This window comes from Methylobacterium sp. EM32 (assembly GCF_040593685.1).
Taxonomy (GTDB): domain Bacteria; phylum Pseudomonadota; class Alphaproteobacteria; order Rhizobiales; family Beijerinckiaceae; genus Methylobacterium.
The window spans coordinates 64,261-82,746 of sequence record NZ_JBEXZS010000234.1 but is presented as its reverse complement, the minus strand read 5'-3'; the positions used below and the strand labels follow the sequence as shown (position 1 = coordinate 82,746).

The following is an 18,486-nucleotide window of genomic DNA, read 5'->3' as shown; positions in this document are numbered from 1 at the left end:
CTTGCCGCTGCGCGCTCACAGCGGGGTCGGCCCGATGATCGTCTCGGTGGTGATGATGATCCAGCCGGCGCTGGTGCTGCGGATCGACAGGACCCGCCCGGCCCCGGGCAGGGTGGAGCCGACGGCGATCTCGTGCAGGCCGTCGCGCCCCTCCACCACGGCCTGGCCCGCGGCGGCGCGGCGCAGGGCGAAGCCCGAGGAGGGCGGCGGCCCCGTCCGCTCCGGCAGGGCCGCGACCGGCCCTGGAGCGGGCGCCGCCGGCGCCTCCGCCAGCGAGCCGGTGACCAGGGGATCGAGGTCGGGCTCGGGCGCGCGGGCCTCCGCGACATTGCGCTTCCAGGAGAACGGCCCGGCCAGCGCCGGCAGCACCTCCCGCACGTCGTAGGGCCGGGCCGGCTGGGACAGGGTGTAGCCGGCGAATCCCGTGGCGGTGAGCGCGAGCAGGATCGCGGCGCCGAACACGCCCCGCTCCGCCGCCGCCTCTCGGGCCCGGCGGCGGGCGATCAGGCCGGCGACCGGGCTCTCGGGCGGAGGGGAGCGGTGCTTCACTGTGGGCGGAGCTGCGGGCATGGCCGGGACTGTTCGACGGTTGATGGCTAACGAGAGATGAAGGAACAGGCTTGACGCTTGGTTAACGCGATCGCCAATGTCCACGAGCTGACACACGGCGCGCCGGGTTTTCGCGGCGTCGAGAAAGCCGTAAGCGTTCCCACGCGGGCGCCGGGGCCCGGTTCAAGGGGAATCCATGACCGATCTGCGGGAGACCGACGGCGTCGCGGACGATGGCGGCCGGGATTCCGCACCGATTCCCCGGGCGAGCCGGCGGCGCCGCCTGGTCCAGCAGGGGCGGATCGTGCTCGGCCCCGATCACTCCGTCGCCTGCGCGATCGCCGACATCTCGAACGAGGGCGCGCGCCTGCGCGTCCCCGCCCGCATCGCCCTGCCCGACACCTTCCCCCTCGTCATCGCTGCCCACGACCTGCGCAACCTCACGGTGCGCCTGCGCTGGCGCCGGGGGGATTATGCCGGGGTGACCTTCGAGGGTGGGGGGTTCTACGTCGAGTGAGGGCGGAGCGTGCGGCCCCCTCCATGAAGCCGAATTCGGTCAGCTTATTCCCGAACGCTTCGTCTAGTACGAAAAGTAGTAGCGAGCACAGGAAGCGATTGCGATCGAAAAAACGCTGAAGAAGAGGTGGCACGATCGGAAGATCCGAATGATCGAAGAATTCGATCCACTTTGGGATGATCTCTATCCGACCTTCCCGGTTTTTGACGCGCGTCGTTCCAGACAGGGCTCGAAATTAAACGCACCCTCCGTGTCATTCCGGGGCTTGCCGAAGGCAAGAGCCCGGAATCCAGAGATGCAGTTTTTACAAGATAAGGCGGAACGCGATCCGCCCTGTTCTGGACCTTTCGCGGATCTGGATTCCGGTCTCCGCTGCGCGACCCCGGGATGACGCGGAGGGTTTCAACTCCGTCAGTGAGATCAAAAAATCACTCGAACAGCTTCTTCAGCTCGCCCTTCAGGATCTTGCCGTTCGGGTTGCGCGGCAGGATCTCGTCGTGGAGCAGGATGCGCACCGGGACCTTGAACGCGGCGAGCCGCGCGGCCACGAAGGCGCGCAGGCTCTCCTCGTCGGCGTCCGCGCCGCGGGCGATCGCCACCACGGCACCGGGCTCCTCGCCGAGCGTCGGATGCGGGATGCCGACGACAGCGGCGTCGACCACCGCCGGGTGCTCGTAGAGGACGCTCTCGACCTCGCCGCAATAGATGTTCTCGCCGCCGCGGATCAGCATGTCCTTGGCCCGGTCGACGATGGTGATGAAGCCCTCCTCGTCGATTCGCGCGAGGTCGCCGGTGCGCAACCAGCCCTCGCGAAGCACCTCGGCATCGGCGTCGGGCCGGTTCCAGTAGCCGGCGACCACGATCGGGCCCTTGACCCACAGCTCGCCGACCGCGCCGGGGGGGAGGGGGTGCTCCTCCGGGTCCATCACCTTCGCCTCGCAGACCGGCAGCGCCGGGCCGCAGCTGTCGGGGCGGTGGACGTAATCCTCGCCCTGGTGGTGGGTGAAGGTGGCGGTGGTCTCGGTCATGCCCCAGCCGGTGGCCGGCTGCGCCTTCGGGAAGGCGGCACGCAGGCGGCGCACCAGGTCGGCGGGGGCGGGGGCACCGCCGTAGCTGATGGTTTCGAGCGAGGAGAGGTCGTGCGTGCCGGCCGCCATCCCGTCGAGGAGCTGGAACGCGATCGTCGGCACACCGCCGGCGCTGGTGCAGCGCTCGCGCTCGATCAGCACCATCGCGCGGGCGAGGTCCCAGCGCCGCATCATCACCAGCCGCCCGCCGCGGTAGAGGTTGGGCACCAGCGTGGCGAAGCAGCCGGTGACGTGGAACAGCGGGATCGACAGCAGGGCCGACTTCTGGGGGGCGTTCGGGTCCGGCACCGGCACCGGCTCGCCCCGGCGCAGGAAGGCGCGGGCGGCGGAGAACGGGTGGGCCATCACCCCGCTGGCGCCGGCGCGCTGGGTGCCGATCGCTCCCTTCGAGCGGCCGGTGGTGCCGGAGGTGTAGAACAGGGTGGCGATGTCCTCCGGACCGATCGAGACGTCCGGCAGCGCCCCCTCCGGCAGGCCGGCCCAGTCCGGTACCGCGCCGATGATATCGGTCAGGCTCTCGGTGCCGGGGGCGGCCGGGGCACGAGCGATCAGCACGCGCGTCAGCGCCGGATAGCCGGCACGCCGCTCGCTGATGCGCGCCCAGCGCTCCTCGTCGACGATGGCGACAGAGGCGCCGGAATCGCTGAAGCCGTGATCGAGCTCCGGGCCGGTCCACCAGGCGTTGAGGGGCGTGGCGATCGCGCCGGCCAGGATCGCGGCGAAGAACGCCACCGGCCATTCCGGCAGGTTGCGCATCGCGATCGCCACCCGGTCCCCGGGCTTCACGCCGCCGCGGATCAGGTCCGCGGCGAGCGCCAGGGTGGCGCGGCCGAACGCCTCGAAGCTCGCCCGCTCGTCCTCGTAGACCAGGAAAGCTTTGTCCCCGTGCGCCCGTCCGGCGACGAAGATGTCGCGCAGGGTGAGCGGGGCGTTGGCCCAGATCCGGGTCGGCACGCCGCGGATCGCGACCTCGCCGACCGCGAAGGGGGAGCCGGGCGCGGTCAGCCGCGCGGTCGCCTCGGCGAGGGAGAGGGCAGGCCAGGACGGCTCGGTCATCGGCAAACTCGTGACTGGCGGCTCGCGGCGAGCCTAGTTCTCTCGATGGAGGATAGTCTATCCCACCCGCGACCTCATCCTGAGGTGCGACTGAAAGGAGCCTCGAAGGAGGCCTCCAGATGCCGCTGCGACTTCTGGAAGCCTCCTTCGAGGCTCACTCCGTTCGCACCTCAGGATGAGGTCGCGGATGGGATGGAAGAAACACGTGCGACGCTCGTGGCATAATTTCGAGGATCAGGTGCGAGGGTCAGGTGATGGTCTGCCCGCCGTCGATCACGATGCTCTGGCCGGTCATGAAGGCGCCGGCGGGGCTCGCCAGGAACACCGCGGCGCCGGCGATCTCGTCGGGCTGGCCGATGCGGGCGAGCGGCGTGCGCGCCGTGTAGGCGGCGCGGGATTTCGGGTCTTCCCAGAGGGCGCGGGCGAAGTCGGTTTGGATCAGACCGGGCGCGATGCAATTGACCCGCACGTTGTGCGGCCCGAGCTCAACCGCGAGGTTGCGGGCGAGCTGGAAATCGGCCGCCTTTGAGACGTTGTAGGCGCCGATCACCCCCGACCCCTTCAGGCCGCCGACCGACGAGACCAGGATGATCGACCCGTCCCGGCGCTCGATCATGCCCGGTGCACAGAAGCCGATCAGCCAGTGGCTGGCGATCACGTTGTTGTCGAGGATCTTGCGGAACTGGTCGTCCGAGATGCCGCTCATCGGCCCGTAATACGGGTTCGAGGCGGCGTTGCAGACGACTGTGTCGATGCGGCCGAACCGGTCCAGCGTGCCGTTCGCCAGCCGCTCCAGGTCGGGCTTCGACGAGATGCTGGCCGGGATCACGACCGCCCGCTCCTCGCCGTGGCGGGCGTTGATCGCCTCGGCGACGGGGGCGCAGGCCTCCGCCTTGCGCGAGGAGATGACGACCTTCGCCCCGTGCTCGGCCAGGCGCTCGGCGATGGCCCGCCCGATGCCGCGGGACGAGCCGGTGACGATGGCGACGCGGCCGGCGAGGTCGAAGAGCGGCGTCTGCATGGGCGTCCTCCCGCGGGGCCTTTGGCAAAACAGGCCTTGCTTTTGGGGCGACCTTAGCCCCGTATGGCGATTAAGCAAGCCGTGTTTTCGAAAACGCGGCCGTGGGGAGGGTGGAACGAGGGGATACCCCCTGTTCGAACCGCGGTTTCCGGAGCCCTTGCGGCTCCATACCCAATCCCCGATAATAGGTCGAAAGCCCGCCCCGCCGGCAAGAGCGGCGGCCGGGATCGTGGGAGGATTCCTGAGATGCGCGAAGCCGTCATCGTCGCCACCGCGCGCACCCCCATCGGCAAGGCCTACCGGGGCGCGTTCAACGATACGCAAGGACAGGCGCTCGGCGCCCACGCCATCGCGCACGCCGTCCAGCGCGCCGGCATCGACCCGGCCGAGATCGGCGACGTGGTGATGGGCGCGGCGCTGCAGCAGGGCTCGACCGGCGGCAACGTCGCGCGCCAGGCGGCGCTCCGCGCCGGGCTGCCCGAGACGGTGGCGGGCATGAGCCTCGACCGGCAATGCGCCTCGGGCCTGATGGCGATCGCGACCGCCGCGAAGGAGATCATCACCGACGGGCTCGACGTCGCGGTCGGCGGCGGGCTCGAGTCGATCTCGCTCGTCCAGAACGACAAGGCCAACCGCTACCGCGGCCAGGATCCGTGGCTCGTCGAGCACGTGCCGGCGATCTACATGACGATGATCGAGACCGCCGAGAACGTCGCCGCGCGCTACGGGATCAGCCGCGAGGCGCAGGATTCTTATGCCCTGCGCTCGCAGCAGAAGACCGCGCAGGCGCAAGCCGAGAACCGCTTCGCCGACGAGATCGTGCCGATGACCGCCCGCATGAGCGTCGTCGACAAGGCGACCGGCGCGGTCTCGCACAAGGAGATCACACTCGCGCAGGACGAAGGCAACCGGCCCCAGACCAAGCTGGATGATCTCCAGGGCCTGAAGCCCGTGTTCAAGGACGGCCAGCGCATCAAGGAAGGGCAGTTCATCACCGCCGGCAACGCCAGCCAGCTCTCGGACGGGGCGGCAGCGGTCGTGCTGATGGAAGCGCGCGAGGCCGAGCGCCGGGGCCTCAAGCCGCTCGGCGCCTATCGCGGCATGGCAGTCGCCGGCTGCAACCCGGACGAGATGGGCATCGGCCCGGTCTTCGCGGTTCCGAAGCTCCTGAAGCAGCACGGGCTCACGGTCCAGGACATCGACCTGTGGGAGCTGAACGAGGCCTTCGCCAGCCAAGTGCTCTACTGCCGCGACAAACTCGGCATCCCGGACGAGCGCCTGAACGTCAATGGCGGCGCGATCTCGATCGGCCACCCCTACGGCATGTCGGGCGCGCGGATGACCGGGCACATCCTGCTGGAAGGCCGCCGCCGCGGCGCCAGGTACGGCGTCGTGACGATGTGCGTCGGCGGCGGCATGGGCGCCGCGGGCCTGTTCGAGATCTACTGAACCTGCCACATCATCCGGCTCACGCGACGGCGCCCGGCAAGAGGCGCCCGGAGGACGCCGGCAGAGGGATTTTTCAGGATATGGCGCACGATTCCAACGCCCAAGGTACGCCCACCCAAGGTACCCCGACCAACGACAACGTCGTCGCGACCGCCCGCGAGGGCGCGGTCGCGGTGCTGACGCTGCAATCGGGCCCGGTGAACGCGCTCGGCACCGCCCTGCGCCAGGGAATCCTGGCGGGTGTCGAGGCCGCGGAGGCCGATCCCGCCGTCAAGGCGATCGTGCTGATCGGCGGCGGCCGGATGTTTTCGGCCGGGGCCGACATCACCGAGTTCGGCAAGCCGCAGAGCGGCATCAGCCTGCCCGACCTCCTCAACCGGATCGAGGCCGCCTCGAAACCCGTCGTCGCGGCGATCCACGGCAACGCGCTGGGCGGCGGGCTCGAGACCGCGCTCGCCTGCCACTACCGGGTGGCGGTGCCGTCCGCCAAGGTCGGGTTGCCGGAGGTCAAGCTCGGCATCCTGCCGGGTGCGGGCGGCACCCAGCGGCTGCCGCGGGTGGTGGGACCCCGCAAGGCGCTGGAGGTGATCGTCGGCGGCTCGCCGATCGGCGCCAAGGCGGCGGCCGGGATGGGTCTGGTCGACGAGCTGGCACCGGAGGACGGGCTTCGCGCCCACGCGGTCGCCTTTGCGGAGCGGGTGGTGGCGGAAGGCCGTCCCCTCACCAAGATCCGCGACCGTGACGACAAGATCGCGGAAGGCCGCGAGAACCCAGGCCTGTTCTCGGCTTTTCGCGATGAGAATGCCCGCAAGACCCGCGGCTTCGAGGCGCCCGAGGCCTGCATCGCCTGCATCGAGGCCGCCTGCCGGCTGCCCTTCGACGAGGGGCTGGCCTTCGAGCGGGCCGAGTTCCAGAAGCTCGTCTCCGGGAATCAGTCGGCGGCGCAGCGCTACGTGTTCTTCGCCGAGCGCCAGGCGGCCAAGATCCCGGACGTGCCGGACGACATGCCCGCCCGCCCCATCGCCCGCGTCGGCGTCATCGGCGCCGGCACGATGGGCGGCGGCATCTCGATGAATTTCTTGAACGCCGGCATCCCGGTGACGATCGTCGAGACGAAGCGCGAGGCGTTGGACCGCGGCCTCAAGACCATCCGCACCAACTACGAGAACACCGCCAAGAAGGGCCGGCTGAAGCCTGAGGACGTCGAGACCCGGATGGGCCTCCTCTCCGATACGCTGGAACTCGAAAAACTTGCCGAGTGCGACCTCATCATCGAGGCCGTGTTCGAGGATATGGGCATCAAGAAGGAGATTTTCTCCAAGCTCGACAAGATCGCCAAGCCCGGTGCGATCCTGGCCTCGAACACCTCGTACCTCGACGTCGACGCCATCGCGGCGATGACGAGCCGGCCGGCCGACGTGATCGGCATGCACTTCTTCTCGCCGGCCAACGTCATGCGGCTGCTGGAGGTTGTGCGCGGCGAGAAGACCGCGAAGGACGTCATCGCCACCGCGATGCAGATCGGCCGCAAGATCGGCAAGATCCCGGTCCTGGTCGGCGTCTGCCACGGCTTCGTCGGCAACCGGATGCTGGCCCAGCGCCAGCGCGAGGCCAACCGTCTGATCCTGGAGGGCGTCACCCCCTGGGACGTCGACCGGGTGATCTACGAGTTCGGCCTGCCGATGGGCCCGTTCACGATGAGCGACCTCGCCGGCCTCGACATCGGCTGGAGCCGGGAGACCAACAAGTCCGAGACCGTGCGCGACCTGCTCTGCGAGCAGGACCGCCGCGGCCAGAAGACCGGCGCCGGCTTCTACGATTACGACGCCAAGCGCAAGGCGACGCCCTCCAAGGTGACCGAGGAGATCATCGCGCGTGTCGCCGAGCGCCAGGGCGTAAAGAGGCGGGATGCGACCGACCAGGAGATCCTGGAGCGCACCCTCTACCCGATGGTCAACGAGGGCGCGAAGATCCTCGAAGAGGGCAAGGCGATCCGGGCTTCCGACATCGATATCGTGTGGATCAACGGCTACGGCTGGCCGGTCTATCGCGGCGGGCCGATGTTCTGGGCCGACACGATCGGGCTGCCGAAGGTGCTGGAGCGCCTGCGGGTCTACGAAGCCGAGTACGGCGAGGCGTTCAAGCCGTCGGCGTTGCTGGAGCGGCTGGCGGCCGAGGACAAGGGCTTCAAGGACCTGTAAGTCTGGACGCGACGTGAGTGTGCATGAACCCTCCCCCCTCCGCGGGGGAGGGTGGCCCCCGGAGGGGCCGGGAGAGGGGACCGCGACGGTGCAGGGTGTGGAGCCTGTCATGACGGTCGCGCCCTCTCCGGAAACGGCGTCCCCTCTCCCGACCCCCGCTAACGCGGGGGCCACCCTCCCCCGCAGAGGGGGGAGGGGATAGCGTTCAGCAGTATTAGAACAAACAACCTCGTCTGGAGGCACCCCATGGACCTTCGCTTCACCCCCGAGGAGCGCGCCTTCCGCCAGGAAGTCCGCACCTTCTTCCAGGAGAACCTGCCGCAGGAGATCCGCCAGAAGCTGATCGACGGGCGTCACCCGTCGAAGGATGACATCGTCACCTGGCAGAAGATCCTCAACAAGAAGGGCTGGGCGGTGCCGAACTGGCCCGTCGAGTGGGGCGGCACCGGCTGGGATCCGGTGCGCCAGTACATCTTCCTCGACGAGCTCCAGAGCTTCCCGGCCCCGTCGCCGCTGCAATTCGGCGTCTACATGGTCGGGCCGGTGATCGCCCAGTTCGGCAACGAGGCGCAGAAGAAGCACTTCCTGCCCCGCATCGCCAACATCGACGATTGGTGGTGCCAGGGCTTCTCCGAGCCGGGCTCCGGCTCCGACCTCGCCTCGCTCAAGACCAAGGCGGTGCGCGAGGGCGACCACTACATCGTCAACGGCCAGAAGACCTGGACCACGCTCGGCCAGCATGCCGACTGGATCTTCTGCCTCGTGCGCACCGATGCGACCGTGAAGAAGCAGGAGGGCATCAGCTTCCTCCTCATCGACATGAAGACGCCGGGCATCACCGTGCGGCCGATCCAGACCATCGACGGCGGGCACGAGGTCAACGAGGTCTTCTTCGACGACGTCAAGGTGCCGGTCGAGAACCTGGTCGGCCAGGAGAACAAGGGCTGGGACTACGCCAAGTTCCTGCTCGGCAACGAGCGCACCAACATAGCCCGCGTCGGCGTCTCCAAGCAGCGCATCCGGCGCCTGAAGGAGCTGGCGGCGCTGGAGCGGGTCGGCGACACGCCGATCCTAGAGAATCCGCGCTTCCGCGAGAAGCTGGCGGCGCTCGAGATCGAGCTGAAGGCGCTGGAGATGACGCAGTTGCGCGTCGTCGCCGCCGAGCGCACCCGCGAGAAGGGCAAGCCGGACCCAGCCTCCTCGATCCTCAAGATCAAGGGCTCGGAGATCCAGCAGGCGACGACGGAGCTGCTGCTCGAGGTCGTCGGCCCCTACGCACTGCCCTTCGTACCGGAGGAGGAGGGCGACGAGCATCTGAGCAACGAGCCGCCGGTCGGTCCCGATTGGGCGGGCCCGGCCGCGCCGACCTACTTCAACTGGCGCAAGATCTCGATCTACGGCGGCTCGAACGAGATCCAGAAGAACATCATCGCGAAGGCGATCCTGGGGCTCTGAGCCTCGGCTGTGGGATGGGGACTGCCGGAGACCGGATCGGATCGTTCGGCATCTCCACCCCGCGACCTCATCCTGAGGTGTCAGTCGATCGACGATCGACTGACCTCGAAGGAGGGTTCCAGAAATCGCGGTGACTTCTGGAGCCCTCCTTCGAGGCTGCTGCAAGCAACAGCACCTCAGGATGAGGTCATTGGGCGGGATTCACTGAGCTAGCTGTATTCCAGAGACCGGCGAGAACGGAAAAGACCCGATGGATTTCGATCTGAGCGAGGAGCAGCGCCTCCTCAAGGACAGCGTCGAGCGGCTCCTCGCCGACCGCTACGATTTCGAATCCCGCAAGCGCTACGGGAAGGAGCCCGAGGCCTTCGCGAAGGTGATGTGGGCGGCTTACGCCGAGCAGGGCCTGCTCGCGGTGCCGTTCTCGGAGGAGGATGGCGGCATCGGCGGTGGGCCGGTCGAGACGATGATCGTCATGGAGGCGTTCGGCGGCGCGCTGGCGCTGGAACCCTACCTCGCGACCGTCGTGCTCGCCGGCGGCGTGCTGCGCCACGCCGCCACCCCTGAACAGCGCGCCGAGTGGCTGCCCGGCCTCATCGCCGGCGAGACCCGCTACGCGCTGGCCCATACCGAGCGCCAGGCCCGCTACGACCTCCACGACGTCGGCGTCACCGCGCGTCGCGACGGCGATGCTTGGGTGCTGGAAGGCGAGAAGTCGCTCGTCCTGCACGGCGACAGCGCCGACCGGCTGATCGTCTCGGCCCGGACCAGTGGTTCGCGGCGCGATCGCGACGGGATCGGCCTGTTCCTGGTCGAGGCCAACGCCGAGGGCGTGTCGCGCCGCGGCTACCCGACCCAGGATGGGATGCGGGCGGCGGAGATCTCGCTGTCCTCGGTCCGCGTCGGGGCCGACGCGGTGATCGGCGATCCCGCCGGCGCCCTTCCGGTGATCGAGCGGGTCACCGACGAGGCCATCGCGGCGCTCTGCGCCGAGGCGGTCGGCGCCATGGACCGGATGCACCGGCTGACGGTCGAGTACCTGAAGACCCGCAAGCAGTTCGGGGTGACGATCGGCTCGTTCCAGGTGCTCCAGCACCGGGCTGCCGAGATGTTCATCGCGCTGGAGCAGGCCCGCTCGATGGCCTTCCTCGCCACCATGATGGCCGGCGAGGACGACGCCGACGAGCGCGCCCGGGCGATCGCCGGCGCCAAGGTGCAGATCGGCCGCTCCGGCCGCATCGTCGGCCAGGGCGCAGTGCAGCTCCATGGCGGCGTCGGCGTGACGATGGAGTACAGCGTCGGCCACTACTTCAAGCGAGTGACGATGATCGACCAGCTCTTCGGCGACGCCGACCACCATCTCGGCCGGGTCGCCCGGATGGGCGGGCTGATCGCCGCCTGAGGCGTGAGGTGAATCGCGTTCATCTACGCGCGAGAAAACCTCGTTTGAGTTCCGTTCCCGGGGGCGGTTGGGTGATCTTGCCTCAAGAGCACCCAACATCCCCCGGGAGGGACCCCCGATGACCGGCACCGAGCCGCGCGCGCTCGCGGACGCGATCCGCTTCCTGTCCATCGACGCGATCGAGCGGGTGGGCGAGGGGCATCCGGGCACGCCGCTCGGCGCCGCCGACACGGTGACGGCGCTCTTCACCCGCCATCTCAAGTTCCTGGCCCGCGAGCCGCTCTGGTTCGACCGCGACCGCTTCGTCCTGTCGAACGGCCACGGCTCGATGCTGCTGTATTCTTTGCTGCATCTCTCGGGCTACGAGGGGATCGGGCTCGACGACGTCAAGCGCTTCCGCGAGCTCGGCTCGCCCTGCGAGGGCCACCCGGAATACGCTCCCGCCCACGGCATCGAGACCACCACCGGTCCCCTCGGCCAGGGCATCGCCAACGCCGCCGGCATGGCGCTGGCCGAGGCCTATCTCAACCGCTGGCTCGGGCCCGACCTCGTCGACCACCGCACCTATGCTCTCGTCGGCGACGGCTGCCTGCAGGAGGGCGTCGGCCAGGAGGTGATCTCGCTCGCCGGCCACCTGGCCTTAAGCAAGCTCACCTTCCTCTGGGATGACAACCGGATGACCGACGACGGCGCGATCGACCTCGCGCTGAGCGACGACATGGCGGCGCGGTTCCGCCTCAGCCACTGGCACGTGCAGGAGGTCGACGGGCACGACATCGAGGCGGTCTCTGCGGCCCTGCTGCTCGCCAAGGCCGATCCACGCCCCTCGATGATCCGCTGCACCACCGTGATCGGCCGCGGCCTGCCCGGCGTCGAGGGCACGCGGGCGGCCCACTCCGCCCGGATCCCGTCCTCCCTCAGCGCCGCCGCCCGCAAGGCCCTGAACTGGCCCCACCCCGCCTTCGAGATCCCGGAGGAAATCCGCGCGGCCTGGCGCGCGGCCGGCGAGCGCAGCGCGCCGGACTTCGACTCCTGGACGCGCCGCGTCGCCGCTCTGCCATCGGAACGCCGCCGCCTCCTCGACCGCCTGCGCGACGGCACGTTGCCGGAGGGCTGGGACGCCCCCTTGCGCGCGTTCCGCGACGAGGCCGCACGCTCGGGGCAGGCGCAATCCGGCATCGCGCTCTCGGGCGAACTGGTCGACCGGCTGGCGGAGGCGATCCCCGAACTCCTCTCCGGCGCGCCGGACCTCGAGGGCGCGACCCAGCACAAGCGCCGCCTCAAATCCTTCACCGCCGAGGATCAGGGCGGGCGCTACGTCCATTACGGCATCCGCGAGCACGCCATGGGGGCGATGATGAACGGCATGGCCGCCCATGGCGGCGTCGTGCCGGTCGGCGTCACCTACTTGGTCTTCTCGGATTATCTGCGCCCGGTCCTGCGGCTCGCCGCCATGATGGGTCTGCCGGTGCCCTTCGTGTTCAGCCACGATTCCGTCGGCATCGGCCGCAACGGGCCGACCCACCAGCCGGTCGAGTACCTGGCGTCCCTGAGGGCCATCCCCAACATGCTGGTCCTGCGCCCGGCCGACGCCGTCGAGGCGGCGGAATGCTGGGAGATCGCGCTCCAGACCCGCACCGGCCCGTCCTCGCTGATCTTCGCCCGCCAGGCCCTGCCGGCCCTGCGCCGCGAGGGAGGGACCGAGAATCTGTCCGCCCGCGGCGCCTACGTGCTGGAAGAGGCCTCGGGCCCCCGCCGCGCCACGCTGCTCGCCACCGGCTCCGAGGTCGCCCTCGCCGTCGAGGCCCGCCGCCGCCTGGAGGCGGAAGGCGTCCCGACGGCGGTCATCTCGATGCCGTCCTGGGAGCTGTTCGAGCGCCAGGACGCCGCCTATCGCCGCGAGACGCTGGGGCCCGGTACGGTCCGGGTCGGGATCGAGGCGGCGGTGCGTCTCGGCTGGGACCGCTATCTCGGCGAGGAGGGCGGCTTCGTCGGCATGACCGGCTACGGGGCTTCGGGGGCGGAGGCCGACCTCGCCCGGCATTTCGGCTTCACGCCGGAGCGGGTGGTGGAGGAGGTGAGGGCGCGGTTGTAGGGGCGGGCGCCCTCCGTGCGAGACTATGCGCGCCAGAGCCTGTTCGACTCATCGACATCATTTATCCCAACCCACGACCTCATCCTGAGGCGTCAGTCGATCGACGATCGACTGACCTCGAAGGAGGCCTCCAGGGATCGCAGCGGTATCTGGAGGCCTCCTTCGAGGCCGCTACGCGGCACCTCAGGATGAGGTCGTGGATGGGGGGAGATGAGAATTTCTCGCGGCGGCGTCCTCGCGGCGAATCTCAGACTGTTCCTACCTCACCCCTCGACCTGATCAAGATACTCGCCATACCCCTCGGCCGCCATCCGGTCGCGGGGGACGAAGCGCAGCGAGGCGGAGTTGATGCAGTAGCGCAGGCCGCCCCGGTCCCGCGGACCGTCCGGGAAGACGTGGCCGAGATGGCTATCGCCGTGCTTGGAGCGGACCTCGGTGCGGACCATGCCGTGCGAGGTGTCGCGCAGCTCCGCGACGTGGGCCGGCTCGATCGGCTTGGTGAAGCTCGGCCAGCCGCAGCCCGACTCGTACTTGTCGGAGGAGGCGAAGAGCGGCTCGCCGGACACGATGTCGACGTAGATCCCCGGGGCCTTGTTGTCGAGGTACTCGCCGGTGCCGGGCCGCTCGGTGCCGCTCTGCTGCGTGACGCGGTACTGCTCGGGGGTGAGCCGGGCGATGGCGGCTTCGTCCTTCTGGTAGGTCGGCATGCGGGCGGTCTCCGATCGTCCTTGGTCGCGGAGAGCCCCATATGGGCCCGCCGGGGGCGCGGGCGAAGGGGGGCCTGCGGTCGTCGACCAGCGAGGGTGCACGGAGTTCACCTGTGACCTGTGTGCTCCGGACCAATCGCCCTTCCGCCCGCTCCGCCATCGGCGATAGGGTCTCGACGGTGGTCGCGCGAGCCTTACCTGCACGGGCCTCACCCGGACGAACCTCATCCTGGCCGGCCCGATGACCCTGCGACCGAACCTGTCTCGACGGCATGCCTGAGCGCCCCGCCCCCGGGCATCCGCCCTTCCTCGCCGGCGGCGGCCGGATGGGCGCGATGATGCGCGCCCACGACTGGTCGGATTCGCCGCTGGGACCGCCGGAGAGCTGGCCGCCTTGCCTCGGCGCGACCTTGAGCCTGATGCTCGGCTCGCGCTTCCCGATGTTCGTGGCGTTCGGGCCCGCGCTCGGCTTCCTCTACAACGACGCCTATGCGGAGATCCTCGGCGATAAGCATCCGGCGGCGCTCGGCCGGCGCTTCCACGACATCTGGTCGGAGATCTGGCCCGACATCGCCCCGCTGATCGACCGGGCCCTGTCCGGGGAGCCGACCTTCTCGGAAGACCTGCCGCTGGTGATGAACCGGCACGGCTACGACGAGCGGACCTGGTTCACCTTCTCCTACTCCCCGCTGCGGGACGAGACGGCCCGGGTCATCGGCATGTTCTGCGCCTGCACCGAGACGACCGGGCGCGTCGCCGCCGAGACGGACCTGCGCGAGGCCGAGGCGCGCCTGCGCGCGCTGACCGACCACCTGCCCGGCGGCTACGTCTACCAGATGGCCACGCCCCGCGACGGGACCGGCCGGCGCTTCGTCACGGTCTCGCAGGGCTTCGAGCGCATGACTGGCGTGCCGGCCGACGCCGTGCTGGCCGATCCCGCGGCGGCCTACGACCTGATCCTGCCCGAGCACCGCGCGCGGATCGCCGAGGCCGAGGCCGAGGCGATCCGCGACCTGACCCATTTCGACGTCGAGGCGCCGATGCGCCGTCCCGACGGCCGCCTCGTCCATACCCGCATCATCGCGGCGCCGCGCCTCGTCGACGACCATGTGATCTGGGACGGGCTCCACCTCGACGACACCGCGCGCCGGCGGGCCGAGGATCGCTTGCGCGAGAGCGAGGCCCGGCTGCGACTGGCGACCGAGGCCGCCGAGATCGGGCTGTGGGACGTCGACGTCGTCGCCGACACCCTGTACTGGCCGGCCCGGGTGAAGGCGATGTTCGGCATCTCGCCCGACGTGTCGGTTACGATGGCCGACTACGCCGCCGGCCTCCACCCGGACGACCGCGAGGCCACCCTCGCGGCCTATGCCGCCGCGGCGGATCCCGCCCGGCGTAGCCTCTACGACGTGGAATACCGCACGGTCGGCAAGGAGGACGGGCTCGTCCGCTGGGTCGCCGCCAAGGGCCGCGGCCTGTTCGCCGACGGGACGTGTATCCGCGTGGTCGGAACGGCCATGGACATCACCGCCCGCAAGCAGGCCGAGGCGGCGCTTCGCGACAGCGAGGAGCAGTTCCGCGTTCTCTCGCAGGTGCTGCCGAACTTCGTCTGGGCCACCGACGCGCAAGGCCGCGCCACCTGGTTCAACGAGCGGGTCTACGCCTATGCGGGCGTCCCGCCTGGGGGCCTCGACAGCGCGGGCTGGCAGGCGATCATCCACCCCGACGACGTGGCCCGCGTCACGGCGGACTGGCGGGCAGCGGTCGAGGGAGGCGGCGACTATCAGTGCGAGTACCGCCTGCGCCGCGCCGACGGGACCTACCGCTGGTTCCTCGCCCGGGCCCAGCCGCTCCTGTCGGGCGAGGGCGCGGTCGCCCGCTGGGTCGGCACCAGCACCGACATCGACGACCAGAAGCGGTTGATGGCCGAGCTGGTGCGGTTCAACGAGACCCTGGAACAGCGGGTCGCGGAGCGCACCGCCGAGCACGACCGGGTCTGGCGCAATTCTCGCGATCTCCTGGTGGTGATCGGGGCCGACGGCATCTTCCGCTCCGTCAACCCGGCCTGGGCCGCGATCCTCGGCCACCAGCCCGCCGAGGTGGTCGGCCGCAGCTTCCTCGACTTCCTCGATCCCGAGGATATCGCGGCGACGAGCGCCGCCCTCGAATCGGCGGTCGCCGCCCGCCACCTCACCAATTTCGAGAACCGCTATATCCACCGGGATGGCACCCCACGCTGGCTGTCCTGGCACACCTCGGTCGAGGGCGGCCTCGTCTTCGCCAGCGGCCGCGACGTCACCGCCGAGAAGGCCCAGGCCGCCGCCCTCGCCCAGGCCGAGGAGGCCCTGCGCCAGTCGCAGAAGCTGGAGGCGGTGGGTCAGCTGACCGGCGGCGTCGCCCACGACTTCAACAACCTGCTCACCATCATCCGCTCGTCGGTCGATTTCCTGCGCCGGCCGGACCTGCCCGAGGCGCGGCGCAGCCGCTATCTCACGGCGGTCTCGGAGACGGTGGACCGGGCCGCCAAGCTGACCTCGCAGCTCCTCGCCTTCGCCCGGCGCCAGGCCCTGAAGCCCGAGACCCTCGATGTCGGCGCCCGCCTGCGCCTCGTGGCGGATCTCGTCGACACCGTGACGGGTGCCCGGATCGCGGTGGTCACGCAGGTGCCGGACCATCCCTGTTTCGTGCGGGTGGATGCGAGCCAGTTCGAGACGGCGCTCGTCAACATGGCGGTCAACGCCCGCGACGCGATGGAGGGCGCCGGCACCCTGACCCTGACGCTCGCCTGCGGCGTCGACCTGCCGCCGATCCGGGGCCATGCCGGGGCGCAGGGGCCCTTCGCCGCGGTCTCGCTGCGCGATACCGGCTCCGGCATCGCGCCCGAGCTGCTGCCGCGGGTGTTCGAGCCGTTCTTCACCACCAAGGAGGTCGGGCGGGGCACGGGCCTAGGCCTCAGCCAGGTCTTCGGCTTCGCCAAGCAGTCCGGCGGCGACGTCTCGGTCGAGAGCGAGCCGGGACGGGGCACCGTCTTCACGCTCTACCTGCCCGAGGTCGAGGCCGAGTTCGCAGCGGGGGAGGAGGCGGGCGAGACGGCTGCGGTCGATCCCGGCGGCATCGGCCAGCGGGTGCTGGTGGTCGAGGACAACCTCGACGTGGGGCGCTTCGCGACCCAGATCCTGGAGGATCTCGGCTACGCCACGACCTGGGCGGTGAATGCCGAGGACGCCCTGGAGAAGCTCGGGCCCGACGGCGCCGGCTTCGATGTGGTGTTCTCCGACGTGGTCATGCCGGGCATGGGCGGCATCGAGCTCGCCCGCCTCCTCGCCCGGCGCCTGCCGCGCCTGCCGGTCGTGCTCGCCTCCGGCTACAGCCACGTCCTGGCGCAGGAGGGCGCCCACGGCTTCGAGCTGCTGCACAAGCCCTACTCGGCCGAGCAGGTCTCGCGCATCCTGCGCAAGGTCACGCGGCGCGGGGCGCGGCGGCGGGAGGTGGCGGGTTGATCGTGTGGGGCGTCCTGCTCAGTTCAGAGTTCCAGCGGCAGTAAAAATTTTTCTCTCGCGCCTAGGCTTTGCGGAGATCGTTCAAGATAGAGTTCCGGTGAAGGGTAGAAGGCTTCCGCTTTTCTCATCAGAGATCGAGGAAATGCATTCCTGACGCGATCATGGTCGGCCTGTCCCAAGCCTTGACCATGCAGCGCCCGAGCCGGAAACCGGCACCCGAGACCCGCAGCAAGTGGCTGCCGCCGCGCCGATCGTCCCGAAGTCCGGCCGGATCGCCCCGCCCTCACGCAATCCGGCCCGAGATCTGCTTCTCGATTCGCCGGACGGCAGGCGCTCGCGAAGCCGGGCTCGCACGAGGACCGCGCATGATCACCAGGAAGACCTTCCTCTCCGCGCTCGTCGCCGCGGCGCTCGCGGCGGGGACCGGCCCCGTCCCCGCGCAGGCGGCCGGGAAGAGCGTCACCTTCGCCTACCAGGACATGACGACGCCGATCCGCGTGCTGATGGAGAGCGGCGAGCTGGAGAAGCGGACCGGCTACACGGTGAAGTGGGTGAAGTTCGGCGGCGGCGGCGACGTGATCCGCGCCATGGCGTCGGGCAACGTCGATATCGGCGAGGCCGGCTCCTCGCCGATCGCCGCGGCCGCATCGCAGGGGCTGCCGCTCAAGCTGTTCTGGATCCTCGACGATATCGGCGACGCCGAGCAGCTCGTCGCCCGCACCGGCACCGGGATCACGGCGGTCAAGGACCTGAAGGGGAAGACGGTCGGCGTGCCGTTCGTCTCCACCGCCCATTACCAGCTGATGTTCGCCCTCCAGGAGGCGGGCCTCGGACCGAAGGACGTGAAGGTCCTCAACATGCGCCCGCCGGAGATCGCGGCGGCCTGGGAGCGGGGCGACATCGACGCCGCCTTCATCTGGGCGCCGGTGCTGAATGTGGCAAAGAAGAGCGGCACGGTCATCGCCTCGGCCGGCGACTTCGCCCGCAAGGGCAAAGCGACGTTCGACGGCATCGTGGCGACGAACGCGGCACTCTCGGCCCATCGCGCGTTCCTGACGACCTTCGTGCGGCTGCTCGCCGCCGCCGATGCCGACTACGCCAAGGCCGGCGCCGCCTGGACCGCGTCGTCGCCGCAGGTGGCGGCGATCGCCAAATGGACCGGTGCGGCTCCCGCCGAGGTGCCGGCGGCGCTCGGCGCCTACCGCTTCCCGACGCTGGCCGAGCAGGCCTCGCCCCGCTGGCTCGGCGGCGGTGCGGCGGGCGCGCTCAAATCGACGGCGGAGTTCCTGAAGGCTCAGGGCCGCGTGCCCGATCTCGCATCGGATTACGGCGCCTTCGTCACCACCGACCTCGTCGACGCCGCCCTCAAGCCCTGAATCCTTGGTTTGGCCGCATACCTCCGACGAACCGGTATCCGCTTCGTCGGAAAATGCTCTGGGGAATCCTGCG

General features: G+C 69.9%; 12 protein-coding genes. 8 read left to right on the top strand and 4 right to left on the bottom strand.

What is annotated here, in order from left to right:
- Positions 1–15 precede the first annotated feature (15 nt).
- Positions 16–570 carry a hypothetical protein gene (locus ABZT49_RS29480; RefSeq protein ID WP_355291477.1) on the bottom strand — a complete coding sequence of 185 codons (555 nt, stop codon included), beginning with the start codon at positions 568–570 and terminating at the stop codon, positions 16–18.
- Positions 571–745: 175 nt separating this feature from the next.
- Between ABZT49_RS29480 and ABZT49_RS29475 the strand changes: the two genes are divergently transcribed.
- Entirely contained in the window at positions 746–1,066 is a 321-nt protein-coding gene (locus ABZT49_RS29475) for a PilZ domain-containing protein (protein ID WP_355291475.1), read from the top strand.
- Between the two features lie 428 nt (positions 1,067–1,494).
- Here the strand turns inward: ABZT49_RS29475 and ABZT49_RS29470 are convergent, their stop codons facing one another.
- Positions 1,495–3,210, bottom strand: coding sequence for a class I adenylate-forming enzyme family protein (locus ABZT49_RS29470; RefSeq protein ID WP_355291473.1), 1,716 nt, complete (start codon positions 3,208–3,210; stop codon positions 1,495–1,497).
- Between the two features lie 247 nt (positions 3,211–3,457).
- Complete coding sequence (locus tag ABZT49_RS29465) at positions 3,458–4,231, bottom strand: SDR family oxidoreductase (protein WP_355291471.1); 774 nt, start codon at positions 4,229–4,231, stop codon at positions 3,458–3,460.
- Positions 4,232–4,477: 246 nt separating this feature from the next.
- Between ABZT49_RS29465 and ABZT49_RS29460 the strand changes: the two genes are divergently transcribed.
- The 5 genes from ABZT49_RS29460 to ABZT49_RS29440 all read left to right on the top strand — a co-directional run bounded on the left by ABZT49_RS29460 (position 4,478) and on the right by ABZT49_RS29440 (position 12,830).
- On the top strand, positions 4,478–5,680 hold the full coding sequence (locus ABZT49_RS29460; protein WP_355291469.1) for an acetyl-CoA C-acyltransferase: 1,203 nt from the start codon (positions 4,478–4,480) through the stop codon (positions 5,678–5,680).
- A gap of 80 nt (positions 5,681–5,760) precedes the next feature.
- The gene (locus ABZT49_RS29455; protein WP_355291467.1) at positions 5,761–7,881 is read left to right on the top strand and encodes a 3-hydroxyacyl-CoA dehydrogenase NAD-binding domain-containing protein; all 2,121 of its coding nucleotides are present in this window, start codon (positions 5,761–5,763) and stop codon (positions 7,879–7,881) included.
- A gap of 246 nt (positions 7,882–8,127) precedes the next feature.
- Complete coding sequence (gene pimC / locus ABZT49_RS29450) at positions 8,128–9,336, top strand: pimeloyl-CoA dehydrogenase large subunit (RefSeq protein WP_355291465.1); 1,209 nt, start codon at positions 8,128–8,130, stop codon at positions 9,334–9,336.
- A 250-nt stretch (positions 9,337–9,586) separates the two neighbouring features.
- A complete protein-coding gene (locus tag ABZT49_RS29445) occupies positions 9,587–10,735 on the top strand; it encodes an acyl-CoA dehydrogenase family protein (protein WP_355291463.1) in 1,149 nt (382 codons plus the stop codon).
- 118 nt (positions 10,736–10,853) lie between these two features.
- Positions 10,854–12,830 (top strand): transketolase, encoded by a 1,977-nt coding sequence (locus ABZT49_RS29440; protein WP_355291461.1) that lies wholly within the window; start codon positions 10,854–10,856, stop codon positions 12,828–12,830.
- 263 nt (positions 12,831–13,093) lie between these two features.
- Here ABZT49_RS29440 and msrB read toward each other — a convergent pair whose 3' ends face one another.
- Positions 13,094–13,537, bottom strand: a complete 444-nt coding sequence (msrB, locus tag ABZT49_RS29435; protein ID WP_355291459.1) for a peptide-methionine (R)-S-oxide reductase MsrB — start codon at positions 13,535–13,537, stop codon at positions 13,094–13,096.
- A gap of 272 nt (positions 13,538–13,809) precedes the next feature.
- Between msrB and ABZT49_RS29430 the strand changes: the two genes are divergently transcribed.
- On the top strand, positions 13,810–17,037 hold the full coding sequence (locus tag ABZT49_RS29430; RefSeq protein WP_355291457.1) for a PAS domain-containing protein: 3,228 nt from the start codon (positions 13,810–13,812) through the stop codon (positions 17,035–17,037).
- Positions 17,038–17,402: 365 nt separating this feature from the next.
- Positions 17,403–18,413, top strand: a complete 1,011-nt coding sequence (gene tauA / locus ABZT49_RS29425; protein ID WP_355291455.1) for a taurine ABC transporter substrate-binding protein — start codon at positions 17,403–17,405, stop codon at positions 18,411–18,413.
- The last annotated feature ends 73 nt before the right edge of the window (positions 18,414–18,486 follow it).